We start from the raw sequence: 16,561 nt of genomic DNA on the forward strand, positions 1-16,561 counted from the left end.
CAGCGTTCAGAGCGACACGAACGCATCCCTCAAGGGCGCGACGCCGCTTTAGGGATGGCGTCGTGTCGTTCTCAACGTTCAGAACGACGCCAACGCATCCCTCAAGCACCACGACAAATGCGCGTCACCTTTAGGGATGTCGTCGTGCGCGCCCAGAACGACGCCAACGCATCCCTAGCGCGAGTAGTACCCGATAAGCCGATTCTGTTCGAGGATCGCGTCGGCGTAGTCGCGCAGGAACTCCTCGCGGGTCGGCTCGCCGTCGACGGGGCGCGAGAGGGCGTAGACCCAGAAGTAGTAGCTGTGGTCGCCGTGGCCGTGGGGCGGCTGCGGGCCGTAGTACGCGGATCCGCCGGTGCTATTCGGGCCCTCGCGGCCCGAATTGGCCGCGATCGACTCGGCGTCGGCGGGGACGCCGACGATGGTCCAGTGCGTGAAGCCGAACGGGATCGGGGCGTCGGGGTCGTGGCAGACGAGCGCGAGTTCGACGGCCTCCGCGGGGACGCCGGTCACGTGGATCCGCGGGGCTTCGTTCTCGTGGTCGGCCGTGAGGCGATCGGCCATGCGAGTGCGGTCATCGAGGTCGGGCGAGGTGACGGAGATCGTTCCGGGGGAAGGCCATGACACGCACGATACCGCCCCCGCGCACGGCGTGCACGGGGGCGGCGTCTATATATATGTGTGGGTCAGCGCGTGGTGCCGGCGCGACGCTTGTTGTATACGTCGAACGCGACGGCGAGCAGCAGCACGAGGCCCTTGATGATGAGCTGCCACGACTGCGGAACACCGAGCAGCTGCATGCCGTTGGTGATGACGGCCATGACGAGACCACCGACGAGCGCGCCGCCGACGCGGCCGACGCCACCCATCGTCGAGGCGCCACCGATGAAGCAGGCCGCGATGACGTCGAGCTCGAACATGTTTCCCATGCCGGGCTGGGCGCCGTTCGAGCGGGCCGAGAAGACCGCCGCGGCGATACCGGTGAGGAAGCCCATGTTGACGAAGATCCAGAAGTTCACGCTCTTGACGTTGACGCCCGAGAGACGCGCCGCGGCGAGGTTGCCACCCACCGAGTACACGTGGCGACCGAACACCGTGCGGTTCGTGACGACGTTGTACGCGAGGATCAAGATCGCGACGATGATGAGCACCCACGGGAAACCGCGGTTGTATGCGAGGGCCCATGCGAAGGCGAGCAGCACGATCGAGACCGCGGCGATCTTCAGCACGAAGAGGAACATCGACTCGACGGCCTGGCCGTAGCTCTGGCGGGTGCGGCGGTTGCGCAGCGAGCTGACGACGAGGCCGACCACGGCGATGATGCCGATCACGAGCGTGAAGATGTCGACCGTCTGGGCGACACCCTTCAGGCCCTGACCCTCGCTCACCACGATCGAGCCGAAGAGCCCGTCGAGGAAGCCACTCGCGACGTTGCGGTAGTCGGTCGGGAACGGCGACAGCGAGACGTTGTCGAGCACGAGGTAGGTGAGGCCGCGGAAGAGGAGCATGCCCGCGAGCGTCACGATGAAGGCGGGAATGCCGACGAAGGCAACCCAGAAGCCCTGCCAGGCTCCGACGACGATACCGACGACGATGGCGGCGATGACACCGATCCACCACGGCATGTCCATGCGGATCACGAGAACGGCCGAGACGGCCGATGCGAACGCGAGCACGGATCCGACCGACAGGTCGATGTGCCCACCCACGATCACGAGGATCATGCCGAGCGCCATGATGAGGATGTGCGCGTTCTGCAGCAGGATGTTCGTCACGTTCTCGGGGCTGAGAAGCGTGCCGCGCGTCGCGAGCGTGAAGATCAGGATGATCGCGACGAACGCGATGTAAATGCCGGACGTGCGGAGGTTCTGCGTCAGCAGATCCTTGACCTCGACGAAGACGTTGTTCTTCATGCCGCGGCCTCCTTCGAGGAAATCGGTTCGATTGTCATAAGTTCCATGAGCTTCTCCTGCGTCGCCTCAGCGATTGGGAGCTCACCGGTGATGTGGCCGTAGGCCAGCGAGTAGACGCGGTCGGAGAGGCCGAGCAGTTCGGGGAGCTCGCTCGAGACCACGATGACGGCCTTGCCCGCCGCGGCGAGGGCGTTGATGATCTCGTAGATCTCGTACTTCGCGCCGACGTCGATGCCGCGGGTCGGCTCGTCGAGGATCAGCACCTCGGGATCCGTGTACAGCCACTTCGACAGCACGACCTTCTGCTGGTTACCGCCGGAGAGGTTACCGACGACCTGCGCGACCGTCGGCGACTTAATGTTCAGATCCTTGCGGAACTGCTCGGCGATCTTGATCTCTTCGTTGCTGTTGACGAAGATCGACGCGGTCGCGATCTTGCCGAGCGCCGACGACGAGACGTTCGTCTTGATGTCGGAGATGAGGTTCAGGCCGTACTGCTTGCGGTCCTCCGACACGTACGCGATCTTGTTCTTGATCGCGTCCTTGACGGTGCGGGTCGAGATCTCCTTGCCGTGCAGCGTCACGCGGCCCGAGGCGTCGCGGCCGTAGCTGCGGCCGAAGACGCTCATCATGAACTCGGTGCGACCGGCGCCCATGAGGCCCGCGATGCCGACGATCTCGCCTGCGCGCACCGAGATGGTGGCGTTGTTGACGACCTTGCGGCCCGCCTGCGTCGGGTGCGAGACCGACCAGTTGTCGATGCGGAAGATCTCTTCGCCGATGTTGGGGGTGCGATCCGGGAAGCGGTTGTCGAGCGAGCGGCCGACCATGCCGCGGATGATGCGGCTCTGCGTCGCATCGGGGCCGTGCATGTCGATCGTCTCGATCGTCTCGCCGTCGCGGATGATCGTCGTCGAGTCGGCGATGTCGACGATCTCGCCCAGCTTGTGGCTGATGATGATGCAGGTGATGCCCTGCTCGCGCAGGTCGCGCAGCAGGCCGAGCAGGTGCTCGGAATCGGTGTCGTTGAGCGCCGCGGTCGGCTCGTCGAGGATGAGAAGCTTCACGTCCTTCGTCAGCGCCTTGGCGATCTCGACGAGCTGCTGCTTGCCGACGCCCAGCTGGCCGACGGGGGTCGTGGGGTTCTCGTTGAGACCGACGCGACGGAGCAGCTCCATGGCGCGCGAGTTCGCCTCGTTCCAGTCGATGAGGCCACGCTTGGTGGTCTCGTTGCCGAGGAAGATGTTCTCGGCGATCGAGAGGTACGGCACCAGCGCGAGTTCCTGGTGGATGATGACGATGCCGGCGCGCTCGGAATCCTTGATCGCGGCGAAGCGCTGCGGCTCGCCGTCGAAGATGATCTCGCCGTCGAAGGATCCGTGCGGGTACACACCCGACAGCACCTTCATGAGGGTGGATTTTCCGGCACCGTTCTCGCCGCAGATCGCGTGGATCTCGCCGCGCTCGACGCTCAAGGTGACGTCCTTGAGCACCTTGACGCCGGGGAAGTTCTTGATGATGTTGCGCATCTCGAGGATCGCGTCGCTCATCGCTGCTCCTGTCGTTTGGTCGCTGTTCGGGAACGCTCGCCTCTCGCCGGGGCCGTCAGGCGACCCCGGCGAGGGTGGAGCGATCAGGGGGTCTTACTCAGCGACACCCTTAGAGATCTCGTCCTCGGTCCAGTAGCCCGAGTCGACGAGGAGCGACTGGATCTTGTCGGACGTCACGATGTCCGACTCGAGAAGGAACGACGGCACGACCTTCACGCCGTTGTCGTAGGTCTCGGTGTCGTTGGCCTCGGGCTCGTTGCCCTCGGCATAGGCCGAGGCGGCGTCGACGGCCTGCGTGGCGAGCTTGCGCGTGTCCTTGAAGATGGTGCCGTACTGCACGCCATCCGCGATCATCTTGACCGAGGCGATCTCGGCGTCCTGACCGGAGACGATCGGCAGGCCCTCTTCGATCGTCGAGCCGTAGCCCGCGTTGTCGAGCGCCGTGATGATGCCGCGCGAGATGCCGTCGTAGGGCGAGAGCACGCCATCGAGCGGCTTCGAGCCACCGCTGTAGGTGCTGGTGATGAGGTCTTCCATGCGCTTCTGCGCCGTGGCCTGGTCCCAACGCAACGTCGACACGGTGTCGAAGTCGTCCTGGCCCGAGCCGATGGTCAGGCGACCGTCGTCGAGGTAGGGCTTCAGGGTGTCCATGGCGCCGTTGAAGAAGAACGGGGCGTTGTTGTCGTCGGGCGAACCGGCGAACACCTCGATGATCTTCTTGTCGGTCAGGCCGGTGTCGGCGTTGTCGCCGTCGAGGTACCCGAGGCCCTGGAGGAGGGTCTGTGCCTGCTGCACGCCGACCTGGTAGTTGTCGAAGGTGACGTAGAAGTCGACTGCCTCGGTGCCGTTGATGAGGCGGTCGTAGGCGATGACCGGGATGCCCTTGTCGGCGGCGTTCTCGAGCTGCGTCGCGAGCGCCGTGCCATCGATCGAGGCGACGATGAGGATGTCGGCGCCGTTGGTGATCATCTGGTCGAGCTGCTGCTGCTGACGCGGGATGTCGTCGTTCGCGTACTGCAGGTCGACGTCGTAGCCGGCCTCTTCGAGCTGCGACTTGACGGCGTCACCGTCGGCGATCCAGCGCTCCGAGGTCTCGGTGGGCATTGCCACGCCGACCGTGATGTCCTCGGCCGTGGTGCCACCGTCGCCGTTCGACGCGGTGTTGTCGGAGCTGCTCGAGCAGCCGGCGAGGCCGATGCCCAGAGCCAGTGCACCCGTGAGCGCAATCGCCCGCATACCATTTCGCATCATTGCTGTTCTCTCTTCATCGAAAGGTGCTCCCCCACCATGGGGTCGCGGTGATCAGAACGGCTTGGCACCGTCTGCCTGATGAACAATACATATTGACGGGCCTGCGTACAAATTACTTTCGCATAACATTGGCTGACGAAATTTCCCGATCACAGGCGATCCCCATGACCGACCCCCTCCTCCGCATGACGCGCGTTTCCAAGCGATTCGGCGCCGTGACGGCCCTCTCCGACGTCTCGATCGACGTCGTCGAGGGCGAGGTTCACGCTCTCTGCGGCGAGAACGGCGCCGGAAAATCTACCCTCATGAAGGTGCTCTCGGGGGTGTACCCGGCGGGCTCCTACGACGGATCCATCGAGCTCGACGGCGAAGAGGTTCGCTTCCGCTCGCTCAGCGAGAGCGAGGACGCCGGGGTCGTGATCATCCACCAGGAACTCGCCCTCATCCCGCACCTCTCCGTCGCCGAAAACATCTTCCTCGGCGGCGAAATCACACGGCGCGGGCTCATCGATTGGCGGGCGACGAACGACCGCGCGGCCGAGCTGATGGCGCGCGTCGGGCTCGACGAGAACCCCACCACGCCCGTGCGCGAGCTCGGCATCGGCAAGCAGCAGCTCGTCGAGATCGCGAAGGCGCTCTCGAAGCGCGTGCGCGTGCTGATCCTCGACGAGCCGACCGCCGCGCTCGGGCAGTCCGACTCCGACCGGCTGCTCGACCTTATCGAGCAGCTGCGCGGCCAGGGCATCACGTGCATCGTCATCTCGCACAAGCTCCGCGAGGTGCTGCGAATCTCCGACCGGATCACCGTCATCCGCGACGGATCCGTCATCGAAACGATGGAGCGCGGCGACCCCGCGACCGACGAGGGGCGGATCATCCGCGCGATGGTCGGGCGCGATCTCGACAGCCTCTTCCCGCCGCGCGAACCGCTCATCGGCGACGAGCTGTTGCGCGTGGAAAACTGGACCGTCCATCACCCCTCGGATCCGTCGCGCGTCATCGTCGACGACGTCTCGTTTTCCGTGCGGGCCGGGGAAATCGTCGGCTTCGCGGGCCTCATGGGGGCCGGCCGAACCGAGCTCGCGATGAGCGTCTTCGGCCGCTCCTACGGATCCGGGATCCGCGGATCCCTCTTCAAAAAGGGCAAGCCGATCGAGGCGCGCAGCGTCGAGGAGGCGATCTCTCACGGCATCGCGTATGCGACCGAGGACCGCAAGGCGCTGGGTCTGAACCTCATCGGAGATATCCAGACGAACACCTCCTCCGTCGGGCTCGAGCGGCTCTCGCGCAGGGGGCTACTCGACCTGATCCGCGAGCGCAAGATCGCCGACGCGTATCGGTACAAGATGAACGTCAAGGCGCCCGATGTGACGGTGCCCGTCGGGTACCTCTCCGGCGGAAACCAGCAGAAGGTCGTGCTCGCGAAGTGGATGTTCGCGAACCCCGACGTGCTGATCCTCGACGAGCCGACCCGCGGCATCGACGTCGGCGCGAAGTACGAGATTTACGGCTTCATCAACGAGCTCGCGGCCCAGGGCAAGGCCATCATCGTGATCTCGTCGGAGCTGCCCGAGGTCATCGGGCTGTCGGACCGGATCTACACGCTCGCGGAGGGCCGGCTCACGGGGGAGGTCGCCCGCGAGGACGCCACGCAGGAGCGGCTCATGCGATTCATGACGGCCGGGCTGTGACGGGTAGCGTGGCAGGACAATGCAGAACCAGCAAGACGTGACCGTTCCACCCGCGCGTGCGAGTGCCGGCCGCACCACGAACGAAGAGGTGCGCGCGCAAAACCTGGCCACCGTTCTGCAGCTCGTCCACACCGACGGGGCCCTCTCGAGGTCGCACATCGGCACCGCCACGGGCCTCAACCGGTCGACCGTGACGGGGCTCGTGACCGAGCTCATGGATCTCGGCGTCGTCGTCGAACAGACCACCGCGCCCACGGGCCGCGTCGGCCGCCCCTCGCTCGGCGTCGCGGCCGACGACACCGTCGTCGCGCTCAGCATCCGCGCCGAACCCGACGCCGTGACCGTGTCGCTCGTGGGGCTCGGAGGAGCGGTGCATTCCCGCGTGCGGCACGACCTCGCGAGCGCGCCCAGCCCGCGCCGTTTCGCGCAGATCACGGCGTCGCTCGTCGACGGCATGCGCGCCGACATCGACCGCCACTACCGGCTCGTCGGCGCCGGGATCGCCGTGCCGGGGCTCGTCGACGAGACCGGCACCGTGATGCTCGCGCCCACCCTCGGGTGGCGGCGCGAACACATCGCCTCGCGCCTCGCCGACGCCCTCGGCATGCCCGTCGTCGCCGGCAACGACGCGAGCGTCGGCGCCATGGCCGAGTCGCGGTTCGGCGTCGGGCGCGGCGTCACAAACATGCTCTACATGAACGGATCCACTAACGGCATCGGCGGCGGAATCGTCTTCGACGGAACCCTCCTGCGCGGCACCTCGGGCTTTGCCGGAGAGCTCGGCCACACCGTCATTGACACCCGCGGCGCGCGCTGCTCGTGCGGGCGCCGCGGCTGCCTCGAGGTCGAGCTCAGCCCCGATCGCGTGCTGAACCTGCTGAAACGTCGCAATCTCGACGAGGACGAGCTCGACATCGAGCTCAGCATCGCCCGCAATCCGAAGGTCATGGCCGAGGTCGAGCGCCAGGTCGACATCCTCTCGACCGCGCTCACCAACTTCGTCAACGCGTTCGCGCCCGAGGTCGTCGTGCTCTCCGGGTATCTCGGCGTGCTCCTCGCCACCAGCCGCGAGCGGCTATCGACCGCCGTCCGGGTGGATCCTGTCGGCGCGGAGGGCCGCTCCGTGCGGCTCGAGCGCGCCCGCATGCGCTCGCACCTCATGCAGATCGCGCCCGCCGAGCTCGCCTTCGCGCCGCTGCTCGAGGATCCGGTCACGAACGCGCGATTTTCCTCATAGCCGTAGCGCGCGGGAGTGCCGCGGCGCCGACGCCTGGAGCCAGATCTGGGTCTTCATCGTGTTCCCGATCGTGGGCGCGCTGCTCGCCGGATTCCTGGCCGGCCCGCTGCTCCACCGCGAGACGCGGACGTAGGTCGCGTGTCCCACTTTGTGCGGGAATAGCAGCGTCATACCCGCACTAAGTGGGACACGCCCCCGGGGGGGGGTTACGCCGTGAACACCGTGTGGATGTCGCCGACGTGCTCGCGGCCGCCGAGGCCGAGGAGCTCGAGGATGACGGCGGATCCGATCGTCACCGCGCCGAGCTGCGACACGATCTCGCGCGCGGCAGCGATGGTGCCGCCGGTAGCGAGCACGTCGTCAACGAGCAGCACGCGCTCGCCCGGCTTCAGAACGCCGGGGGCCTCGATGGTCGCGGATCCGTATTCGAGGTTGTAGGTGACGGCCGCCGCCGGAGTCGGCAACTTGCCCGCCTTGCGGATCGGCAGCATGCCGACACCCTCGGTCGCGGCGATGTAGCCGGCGAGAAGGAATCCGCGGGCCTCGATGCCACCGACGATGTCGAACTGGCCCTTGAAGGGCTCGACGATCGCGGCGCACACCTCGCGCAGCGCGGCAGGATCCGCCAGCATCGGAGAAATGTCGCGGAACAGCACGCCGGGCTCCGGGTAGTCGGGGGTTTCGGCGATGAGCGATTCTGCGTAAGCGAGATCCTTGTGCGTCACCGGAAGAGCGTACCGATTCGACCTGAAACGCCGCCGGATAGGCGAGGATGTAAGCATGAACACGCTCAGCTTCGTTGCAGAGAATGCAGGTCTTATCGAGGCCGGTGGGCAGATGGGCGGCATGATTGCGATCGCCGCCGCCGTGCTCGTCATCGCCGGCGGCGGAATCTTCTTCGCGATCCGCGCCCGTAACAAGAACAGCGCCGAATGACCTCACACCTCCAGGCAGACGCGGATCCGGCGCGCTGGGTCGCGATCCGCGGCCGCGGGTTCTCCGGATCCCGGCACCGCAGGGCCGCGATCAACATGCTGATGTCGACGATCGGCATCACGCAGGGGCAACCCGGGTCCGGCCTGCTCAGCTTCATCGCAACCCGCGCCATCAAGGCGGGGTTGCGCCACTCGAACGGGCGATTCCTCGCCTGGTCGTGGAAGGAAGATCCGTCGGCACTCGCGGCCCTCGCGCAGGTGCAGGAGATGACGCCGCAGGTGCGCGCGGCACGCGCCTCGATGCCGATCGAGTACGACGACACCGAGAACTTCGCGAACCCGCACCTGGGTGTGGGCGAGAAGCTCGTGATGGAGGCGTCCGAGCGCACGCCCACCAATTTCGTGTCGTACACGTGGGATACGGGAACGCACCTCATCACGCTTCACGCGGTGTCGCCCGACCGCGAACGGTTCCTGCTGTTCCTGGATCCGCTGGACCAGCTCGCGCGCACGGTGCGCTGGGTGGAAGACCTGCAAATCGACGAAAACAACATTCTTCGCCTGCCCAAGGCCTAAGACACGCCCGGCGCGTGTGCATGCAGGATAATGTCTAAAAAGTGAGCGCCCACTTTCGGGGGAGAGTTCGGCCTCACGGAGGATTGGGAATCCATGGACACTCAGTCGCGCCTGTATACGCGAACGCGCATTTTGTCGTACTTCGACGAGGCGCGCGCCGGCGACACAGTTTTTTGTCGCGTCACAGACGGATCCGACGCGCATGCGCAGAGCGCACTGTGGGTCGCAGAGAGAGAGCACACGGCAGAATGGCTCGCGCGTGCGCCACGGCACGCCACAGGTTCGCCCGACGTCGTCGTCCTCAACCTCATTGGCGGAGTGCCAGACGAGGGAGACGCCGTTGTTTCGGCGCGGAACGTCTACCCTCAGGCGATTCTGATCGTGCTGTCAACACATGCCTGGCCACGACACGCGAGCGACACCGGGCTCCAACCGGATGTGCGCGTCTCGCCCCGTGAATTTGCGTTCACGGACAGCGAGGTCATTACCCTCAGCGAACGGTTAGGGGTCAGCACGACCGCGTCGCAGCGCTCACACCTCCTCGGCGAGAGCGCGGGCGTCGCCGGGATGGTCCTCGGCGCGCTGGAGGCCGCGCAACGCTCGGGCACGCTGGGCGCGGCCGAAGTACAGGCTGGGTGTAACGCGATGTTCGGGCCGCTACTTTCGGCCCGCGTCGACTTCCCCTATCGCCGTCCCGCGTGGGAGGCGGGGGTCGCGATGGCCCACCTGGGCGAACTATCGACAGCGGCGCTGGATGCAGTGTGGGATCGCGGCGACTACGCCGTCTCCTACCGTTACACCCTCGCCGATGCCGGTGCGCTCATCGAAACCTCCCCCGGGGTGCATAGCTACGTCCCCGGCATTCAGAAGGCGATGTCGTCGCTGACCAACGTGATCGATGACGTCGAGAATCGCGCGATCGTTTCTGGCGCCGTTGCGCGGCTCGTTTCGCAGGGCAGGTTCGACGACGCCGTGCGCGTCGGTTCCCTTTCCCCGACAATCCGCGCGCGTTTGCTCGCCCGCCATTGGCGGGATGTCATCGCCCTGCCTGCGTCGAGTGCTCGCGCGGCGCTGCGCGAGGCGTTGCGTGAGGTATCAGATCCACGCCTCATGCTCGCCCTCGTTCGTGCACTCATCGATCCCCTGCAACGGGAATTTGATCATCGAATCTCGTCGTCGCATCTACAGGAGGCGCAGAGCCTCCTCACCCGAATGGAACACGCGACGGGTCTCGAGCCGGAAGACGCGGCGATCGTCGTCACGATGCTTGCCACGACTGATCGCATCGCCGGACGCCCTGAGGTGGGCCTCGCGCGCCTCGGCGCGCTCGAGTCGGTGCGCCCGTCACCGGCCGATCGCGCACCAGTGCATTTTCATGTCGGCCTGATGCATCTTGAGCTCGGCAAGGCGACGATGGCGCTCGAGAGTTTCGACGCCGCTCGAAGCGAAGCGTATGCGTCGGGCGATGACAATCTCGTCGCTCTCGCCGAAGAGCTCTCGCTCATCGCGTCATATGTGCAGTTGACAAGCCAGTCGCCGGCCTGGACCGGCGCGCGCCGATCGCCTCTTACGGGCTCGTCTCTCCCGCTCGGGGCTGCTCTGGATACGGTCGACGTGCGCGAACTGCGCCACCTGTTGGAGGCGCCAGCCGACTACTCCGCGCCCGGCATGACGGCGCTCAGTTCCCTCGAAGCGACGCTTCGCGCCCGGGCCTACTCGGTCTTGGGGCTTGGCCATTCAGCGCTCGGCGAGCTCGACATCCTGGCCGCGAAGCTTCCCCCGGGCCTTCCGACGCCTGCGCTACGTCGCTGGCTCCTCCTCTCTCGGGTCGAGGCGCTGCTCGTTTTGGGACGCGCCGACGAGGTGCTGGAGATACTCGACGACGCAACACCGTCCGGTCCAGAGACTCCTCATGCCACGCTGCACCGAGCGCACGCCCTCGTCCTGCTCGGCCAGGGCGACATGGCAACGACGCTCATGCACGACTTGGTCCCTCAGATCCGAGGGAAATCGGTGCGGCATGCGATCCGTGCGCAGGCAACACTTCATCGCGCCCTGCTCGGTCTCGGCGACGTCGAGGGAGCGAACGCGGCCCTCGTCGATGCCCTCCATAAGGCGGCCCAGACCGGTCTTCTCCTGCCGTTTTTCCGTCACGGCCGAGCCTGGGTCGCACAGCTCCTTGACGCCGCGGTTCCCTTCACCCGCGATCCCGCCGTCGGAAGGCTCGTGCGATCCATGCACGAGACTCTGCGCGATCTCGGCGGCGCGCCGGATGCCATTGCGCTCACGCCCCGTGAGCAGGATGTGCTCGCGCTGCTCGCGGGACCTGGAACGATCGGGCAGGTCGCCGAGGCCCTCGGAGTCACGCAAAACACGATCAAGTCGCAGCTGCGTGGCCTCTATCGCAAGCTCGGCGCCGCATCCCGCGATGACGCCCTCTTGACGGCACGTGCTGCCGGGCTCCTCACCTAATCGGTTTCACCCCGGTTTCACCCCCTCGGTTCCCGCCCCCACCCGCTCTTTTCCGGACGCTGTCTCATTTGCGCCGTTCCAGGTCGCCGAGCCTGTACGTTTGCCCGTCAATCATGAACGTGGTGTCGACTTCGCAACGAAGCCCTCCGGGGAAGTTTCTCGCGTGCCCCGCCCCCTAGCGTCGGGTTGTGTTGCCGTGCAGGTGCGGTGACGAACCGACAGGATCGTGCCTTCGCACGGCAGGAGAAAGGGGTCGGAGCATGGCGCAATTGCCTCGCTCGGCACGGCGAATCACTCGCAACTGGAAGATGGGAGCCTCGGCGCTCCTCGCCATTGTGCTGGTCACCGCCGTCGTACCCCAAGCGGCAGCCGCGAGCGAGGAGAGCGAATCGTGGACCGTCGTCGAGACGTCCACGCCGTCTCCAGCGCCCGAGGATCCTCCCGTCGCGGCAGAGAGCGCGGATCCGATGCCCGAGGCTTCCACCAGCCCACTGCAGGAGTTCTCAACGATCCCGGCTGTCCCGGAGGATCTGCAACCGACGCCCTCGGCAGAGCCGAGTGAGGCGCCGGAGGAAGCCGCCGACGACGCGCAGGCGAGCGAGCAGGCGCCGCAGGACGAACCGGGTGTCGTCGCCCCGCTCTCGGTCCCCGCGCCGAGCTCAACGACCGCTGTCATCAATGTCAAGGTGCGCGGCGACCGCACGGCGGGTGGACCGGCAGCACTTGCCGGCGTAGAACTGCAGCTCTACAACGGTACGAGCGCGCCAACAACCGCACGATCTGAGGCTTGGGCCACGTGTGTTTCCGATGCTCAGGGTGACTGCTCGTTTACCGTTCCGAACACTCAATGCAGATCGAGTTTCGGCGGCCTCTGCTGGGATGCCGCGGCGAACCGCGACCGACGTTTCTGGGTCATGGCAACCTCCGCGCCCGCCGACTGGTACCTGAACTCGCCGCTCGTTGTCGGCACCGGGTCGACGTCGACCTATGCCTTCCGCACGGGCGAGAACCTGCGCGCGGGCAACACGTACACGTCCGGCAGCGCCTTCATGGCCAACAACGACAGCAGGACGTCGACGGGCCTCTGGCAGGCGTCGCGCGTCAACCCGACGCTTCCGCTTCGATGCGAGGCTGGGCTGAGCGTCGCACTCATCCTCGACCTCTCGGGGTCCGTCGACAACTACGTCGGCACCCTGAAGGACGCCGCGAAGGGCATGGTCGATTCGCTCGCAGGATCGGGATCCTCCGTTGCACTCTTCACCTTCGCTGCCTCGGCTCCCCGCAACTCTAACGGCGACGGGCGCAACTGGGGTTCGTTAGCCATCGATCAGGGCAACAATCTGGATACGATCAAGAACCGCATCGACGCCTATGCAACGGGTGGCGCCACCAACTGGGATCGCGGCATCTGGCAGGTCGCAGCCTCGAGCACCGACTTCGACCTCGCGATCATGGTCACCGACGGCATGCCGACCTACTCGGGCTCTCCCGCTAGCGGCCCCGGCGACTCCACGCAGTTCGCACAGGTCGAGCAGGCGATCTTCTCGGCGAACGCGCTCAAGGCAGAGGGCACGCGCGTGCTCGCGGTCGGCGTCGGCGACGGCCTCTCGGGCGACCCCGCCAACCTGCGAGCCGTTTCCGGCACCGTCGGTCACGTCACGGGACAGTCGGGTGTCGCGTCCGACTACTTCCAGACGCCGTGGAGCGAGCTCACGACCGTCCTGAGCAGCATCGCCAAGGGCGCCACCTGCCAGGCGACCATCGACATCGAAAAGCAGACGAAGGCGTACGGGACGAACGAATACGCGAACGGCGGGTCCGGTTGGACGTTCTCCGCGTCTTCGACGCAGGGCACGCTGTCGACGCCGGCAGAACAGACCACGGGCTCCGAGGGATCGGCGAGCTGGACCGTGAAGTTCGGCACCCCCCACCCCCAGACTCCAGCCGCCGTCTCCCTCAGCGAGATCCTGGGAGACCACGCGAATAGCGGCTGGTCGCTCGACAGCATCGCCTGCACCCTCAACGGCAAGGCCGTCTCCGTATTGAAACCGACGGCGACAGTAAACGTCACGAGCGGCGATGCCCTGAAGTGCACGTTCAACAACGTGCAGACCCTCGTGCCGGATATCGACGTCGTCAAAACTGCGTGGCTCGGCGATGTCGAGATCGACGATGGCGATGAGGTCGCCTCCGGAACAAGCGTGACCTGGAAATACCTCGTGACAAACACCGGTCAGACCGCTTTGACCGACATCGCCGTGGCCGACGACCAGGTCGGCAACGCGACGTGCCCCAAGACCGAGCTGGCCGTGGGCGAGAGCATGACGTGCTCGGCCACGGGCTCCGTCACCGCCCAGGAATAACCCCCCCCACCGCGCTACAGAGCGCACCCTCAAGGAGAACCCCATGAACAAGAAGCTCACCGGAATCGTCGCGGGCGCCGCGGGCGCCGCGCTGCTCATCAGCGGCGGCACCTACGCCCTGTGGAACGACAGCGCGACGACGGATGGCGGCACGATTACCGCCGGCAACCTCGACGTCGAAGCCGTCGGCACGCCTACGTGGAACGACGTCTCGGGCGACCGCACCGACTCCCCGCACGTCATCGACCTGTCGACGTTCAAGATTGTCCCCGGCGACACGATCACGGGTGCCTATGGCTTCGACCTCGGCCTGCAGGGCGACAACATCGTCGCCGAGCTTGCCCTTACGGGCGATGCACTGAGCGGCGACCTCGCCGAGGGCCTCACCGCGACCTACACCCTCAAGCAGGGCGCGACGGTGATCGGCACGGCCACCGGATCCCTCGGAAGCGGCATCGACGTGCAGCTGACGTCGTCCGACAACACGGGTGACACGACCGGCGCGATCGTTGTTCCGGCTGCCGTCGACGGCGCAGCCGACGTCACGCTCGAGGTTGCCATCACGTTCGACGAAAACACCGACGAACGCGACCTCGTTCAGACGACCGCGGCGCTCACCTCCGCATCGGCGACCCTCACGCAGGTCCGCGCCGACGGCCCCGGCTACAACTAAACCCTCGATCGTGCGGGGGCGCCCACCGGCTCCCCCGCAGGCCCCACCACGTTAGGAGAACCCCGTGACCGCCACACGCCGACGCAAGCCGCTGTTCTGGCGCAGCGCGGGCTCCGCCTTCGTGACCGTGCTCCTGCTCGCGGTATTGGGCGTCGCGCTGTCGCTCACACTGGTACCGCGGGTGATGCACGGGGCCGCCCTCACCGTTCTTACCGGTTCCATGGAGCCGACGTATTCGCCCGGCGACATGGTGGTGTCGGTTCCCCAGGATTCGTACGCCATCGGCGACGCCATCACCTTCCAGCCCGTCTCCGGCGACCCGACGCTCATCACCCACCGCATCGTCGCCGTGCAAAACGGCCCCGAGGGTACCGGCTACATCACCCGAGGCGACGCCAACGGCGCCGACGATCAGCCCATCGTCGCCGCGCAGGTGATGGGCAAGGTCATCTACAGCGTGCCGTACGTCGGGCTGGCCGCCCAGGCGCTCGGAAGCCATCGCGAGATGCTCCTCGTCATCGCCGGCGCGGGCCTCGTCGGATACGGCATCTATGCATTCGGATCCGCCGCTCTCGCGAAGCGGTCAGACAGCTCGCGCGGGCGCGTCCCCGCCCGCACACACTAGGAGAAAGACGTGCGCACACCTTCGAAGTGGCGTCTGCCACTATTCGCCACCGCGGCTCTCGCCGCCGGCGCCACCCTCGGCGGCGGCACGCTCGCTCTCTGGAACGGCACGGCCAGCGGATCCGCCGCGACGGTCGTCGCCGGAAACCTCGACATCTCGTCTGCCGACGTCGTATGGGCCGAGACCTCGGCAGACGTGACCTCCCCTCAGGCGGGCATGTTCCTGGTTCGCCAGGGCGACTCCGCCACCGCGACGTTCCCCTTCGAGGCCGTGCTCGACGGCGATAACCTCGCCGGGAACATCGGCGTCGACTGGCGCGTCGCACCGTCGCTCCCCGCCGGGGTAACGGGCGACTACTCCGTTTTCGATTCCGACGAGAACGAGCTCGCCTCCGGGACTCTCGGCGCGGGCACCCCCTCGCTCGCACGCGTGACCACCGGCGGAGACTACGTCCTGCGGGTCACGCTAGATTTCGCCGACCTGAGCGACCGGTTCGGGACGGACAGCGCCGTTCAGACCGCCGACCTTGGCGAGTTCGACATCACTCTGACACAGATTCGTTCCGGGGAGGGATTCGAATGAACCGCACTCATGTCGTCCGCGACACGGCAGTGATCGGCCTTGCGGCAACGATCGGGCTCGCGCTCGGCGTCGGCGGCGTCACCGCAGCCTATTGGAACGATGAGGTGAGCTTCGCGGGAGAAATCTCTTCCGGCTACGAGTATTTTGCCGCCGGTCGCGTCGATGCAACGGCCCCCGCCGACAGCGCACACACCGCAACCGTCACGATCGGGGCGGCCGAGGCCGCCGCGCTCGTCGAGGACAGCCGCATCGCGATCCCGATGCAGACCGACTCGCTCAGCCAGGGCAACAAGGGGTTGCGCTACACCGTGACCCCGCCGTCGAGCTGGGGGACCGGAATCTTCGGTGCCGCGGACGTCTCGGTCTTCCCCGTGAATGCGGCGGCAGACTGCACCGTCGACGCGGCCGTCCCCGCATCGCCGTCCCTCACCAACACGCCTGTCACGGCCGACTACTCGACCTCGACGACGCCGGCCACCGAGTACTGGTGCCTCATCGCGACGCTCGATGGGCTTCCCGATGAGGGCGCGTATAAGAACACGGCGACGGCGACCGCGAAGGATCCGTCGCAGCGCGACGTGACCGCGACCGACGACTGGAATGCCGTCGTCACGAGCGCCCTCGACCCCGCCGCCGAGACAAACCACACGATCTCATTCACATACGAGACCTTCCGGCCCGGAGAGTGACCGC

Annotated in this window: 15 protein-coding genes; 10 read left to right on the forward strand and 5 right to left on the reverse strand. The window is 66.5% G+C overall.

The genetic code is table 11. From position 1 onward, the window contains the following. Window positions 1-174: 174 nt before the first annotated feature. The 4 genes from DTO57_RS06375 to chvE all read right to left on the reverse strand — a co-directional run bounded on the left by DTO57_RS06375 (window position 175) and on the right by chvE (window position 4,711). Window positions 175-627 (reverse strand): YbhB/YbcL family Raf kinase inhibitor-like protein, encoded by a 453-nt coding sequence (locus DTO57_RS06375; RefSeq protein WP_222843235.1) that lies wholly within the window; start codon window positions 625-627, stop codon window positions 175-177. A 59-nt stretch (window positions 628-686) separates the two neighbouring features. Beyond that, on the reverse strand, window positions 687-1,913 hold the full coding sequence (gene mmsB / locus DTO57_RS06380) for a multiple monosaccharide ABC transporter permease (protein WP_114117401.1): 1,227 nt from the start codon (window positions 1,911-1,913) through the stop codon (window positions 687-689). Then, window positions 1,910-3,463: a multiple monosaccharide ABC transporter ATP-binding protein gene (mmsA, locus tag DTO57_RS06385; RefSeq protein WP_114117402.1), complete on the reverse strand. Its 1,554-nt coding sequence runs from the start codon at window positions 3,461-3,463 to the stop codon at window positions 1,910-1,912. Before mmsA ends, mmsB begins: the two co-directional genes overlap by 4 nt. Before the next feature lie 93 nt (window positions 3,464-3,556). After that, window positions 3,557-4,711: a multiple monosaccharide ABC transporter substrate-binding protein gene (gene chvE / locus DTO57_RS06390; RefSeq protein ID WP_222843247.1), complete on the reverse strand. Its 1,155-nt coding sequence runs from the start codon at window positions 4,709-4,711 to the stop codon at window positions 3,557-3,559. Between the two features lie 167 nt (window positions 4,712-4,878). Between chvE and DTO57_RS06395 the strand changes: the two genes are divergently transcribed. Both DTO57_RS06395 and DTO57_RS06400 read left to right on the forward strand, forming a co-directional pair. Further along, a complete protein-coding gene (locus tag DTO57_RS06395) occupies window positions 4,879-6,405 on the forward strand; it encodes a sugar ABC transporter ATP-binding protein (protein WP_114117404.1) in 1,527 nt (508 codons plus the stop codon). 19 nt (window positions 6,406-6,424) lie between these two features. Continuing rightward, complete coding sequence (locus DTO57_RS06400; RefSeq protein ID WP_114117405.1) at window positions 6,425-7,642, forward strand: ROK family protein; 1,218 nt, start codon at window positions 6,425-6,427, stop codon at window positions 7,640-7,642. A 206-nt stretch (window positions 7,643-7,848) separates the two neighbouring features. On the opposite strand, the gene DTO57_RS06405 is transcribed toward DTO57_RS06400, so the two are convergent. Beyond that, the gene (locus DTO57_RS06405; protein ID WP_114117406.1) at window positions 7,849-8,367 is read right to left on the reverse strand and encodes an adenine phosphoribosyltransferase; all 519 of its coding nucleotides are present in this window, start codon (window positions 8,365-8,367) and stop codon (window positions 7,849-7,851) included. Window positions 8,368-8,422: 55 nt separating this feature from the next. Here DTO57_RS06405 and DTO57_RS14345 point away from each other — a divergent pair, with 55 nt between their 5' ends. The 8 genes from DTO57_RS14345 (at window position 8,423) to DTO57_RS06445 (ending at window position 16,557) form a co-directional block, all read left to right on the forward strand. Beyond that, window positions 8,423-8,578 (forward strand): hypothetical protein, encoded by a 156-nt coding sequence (locus tag DTO57_RS14345; RefSeq protein ID WP_162785681.1) that lies wholly within the window; start codon window positions 8,423-8,425, stop codon window positions 8,576-8,578. Next, entirely contained in the window at window positions 8,575-9,153 is a 579-nt protein-coding gene (locus DTO57_RS06410; RefSeq protein ID WP_114117407.1) for a hypothetical protein, read from the forward strand. The genes DTO57_RS14345 and DTO57_RS06410 overlap by 4 nt, the downstream gene beginning before the upstream one ends. 93 nt (window positions 9,154-9,246) lie before the next feature. Further along, window positions 9,247-11,625: a helix-turn-helix transcriptional regulator gene (locus DTO57_RS14350; protein ID WP_162785682.1), complete on the forward strand. Its 2,379-nt coding sequence runs from the start codon at window positions 9,247-9,249 to the stop codon at window positions 11,623-11,625. 260 nt (window positions 11,626-11,885) lie between these two features. Beyond that, window positions 11,886-13,988, forward strand: coding sequence for a vWA domain-containing protein (locus tag DTO57_RS06425; protein ID WP_162785683.1), 2,103 nt, complete (start codon window positions 11,886-11,888; stop codon window positions 13,986-13,988). A gap of 43 nt (window positions 13,989-14,031) precedes the next feature. Further along, window positions 14,032-14,661, forward strand: coding sequence for an alternate-type signal peptide domain-containing protein (locus DTO57_RS06430; protein ID WP_114117411.1), 630 nt, complete (start codon window positions 14,032-14,034; stop codon window positions 14,659-14,661). Window positions 14,662-14,725: 64 nt separating this feature from the next. After that, window positions 14,726-15,286 (forward strand): signal peptidase I, encoded by a 561-nt coding sequence (locus DTO57_RS06435; protein ID WP_114117412.1) that lies wholly within the window; start codon window positions 14,726-14,728, stop codon window positions 15,284-15,286. A 9-nt stretch (window positions 15,287-15,295) separates the two neighbouring features. After that, a complete protein-coding gene (locus tag DTO57_RS06440) occupies window positions 15,296-15,868 on the forward strand; it encodes a hypothetical protein (RefSeq protein ID WP_114117413.1) in 573 nt (190 codons plus the stop codon). Continuing rightward, on the forward strand, window positions 15,865-16,557 hold the full coding sequence (locus DTO57_RS06445) for a SipW-dependent-type signal peptide-containing protein (protein WP_114117414.1): 693 nt from the start codon (window positions 15,865-15,867) through the stop codon (window positions 16,555-16,557). The genes DTO57_RS06440 and DTO57_RS06445 overlap by 4 nt, the downstream gene beginning before the upstream one ends. The last annotated feature ends 4 nt before the right edge of the window (window positions 16,558-16,561 follow it).

This window comes from Microbacterium sorbitolivorans, assembly GCF_003327285.1.
In the GTDB taxonomy this organism is placed as follows: Bacteria; Actinomycetota; Actinomycetes; order Actinomycetales; family Microbacteriaceae; genus Microbacterium; species Microbacterium sorbitolivorans.

Excerpts from the sequence above, each read along its gene's own strand:
- mmsB (WP_114117401.1), bottom strand. The coding sequence starts at position 1,913 with ATGAAGAACAACGTCTTCGTCGAGGTCAAGGATCTGCTGACGCAGAAC.
- mmsA (WP_114117402.1), bottom strand. The coding sequence starts at position 3,463 with ATGAGCGACGCGATCCTCGAGATGCGCAACATCATCAAGAACTTCCCC.
- chvE (WP_222843247.1), bottom strand. The coding sequence starts at position 4,711 with ATGCGAAATGGTATGCGGGCGATTGCGCTCACGGGTGCACTGGCTCTG.
- DTO57_RS06395 (WP_114117404.1), top strand. The coding sequence starts at position 4,879 with ATGACCGACCCCCTCCTCCGCATGACGCGCGTTTCCAAGCGATTCGGC.
- DTO57_RS06400 (WP_114117405.1), top strand. The coding sequence starts at position 6,425 with ATGCAGAACCAGCAAGACGTGACCGTTCCACCCGCGCGTGCGAGTGCC.
- DTO57_RS14345 (WP_162785681.1), top strand. The coding sequence starts at position 8,423 with ATGAACACGCTCAGCTTCGTTGCAGAGAATGCAGGTCTTATCGAGGCC.
- DTO57_RS06410 (WP_114117407.1), top strand. The coding sequence starts at position 8,575 with ATGACCTCACACCTCCAGGCAGACGCGGATCCGGCGCGCTGGGTCGCG.
- DTO57_RS14350 (WP_162785682.1), top strand. The coding sequence starts at position 9,247 with ATGGACACTCAGTCGCGCCTGTATACGCGAACGCGCATTTTGTCGTAC.
- DTO57_RS06425 (WP_162785683.1), top strand. The coding sequence starts at position 11,886 with ATGGCGCAATTGCCTCGCTCGGCACGGCGAATCACTCGCAACTGGAAG.
- DTO57_RS06430 (WP_114117411.1), top strand. The coding sequence starts at position 14,032 with ATGAACAAGAAGCTCACCGGAATCGTCGCGGGCGCCGCGGGCGCCGCG.
- DTO57_RS06445 (WP_114117414.1), top strand. The coding sequence starts at position 15,865 with ATGAACCGCACTCATGTCGTCCGCGACACGGCAGTGATCGGCCTTGCG.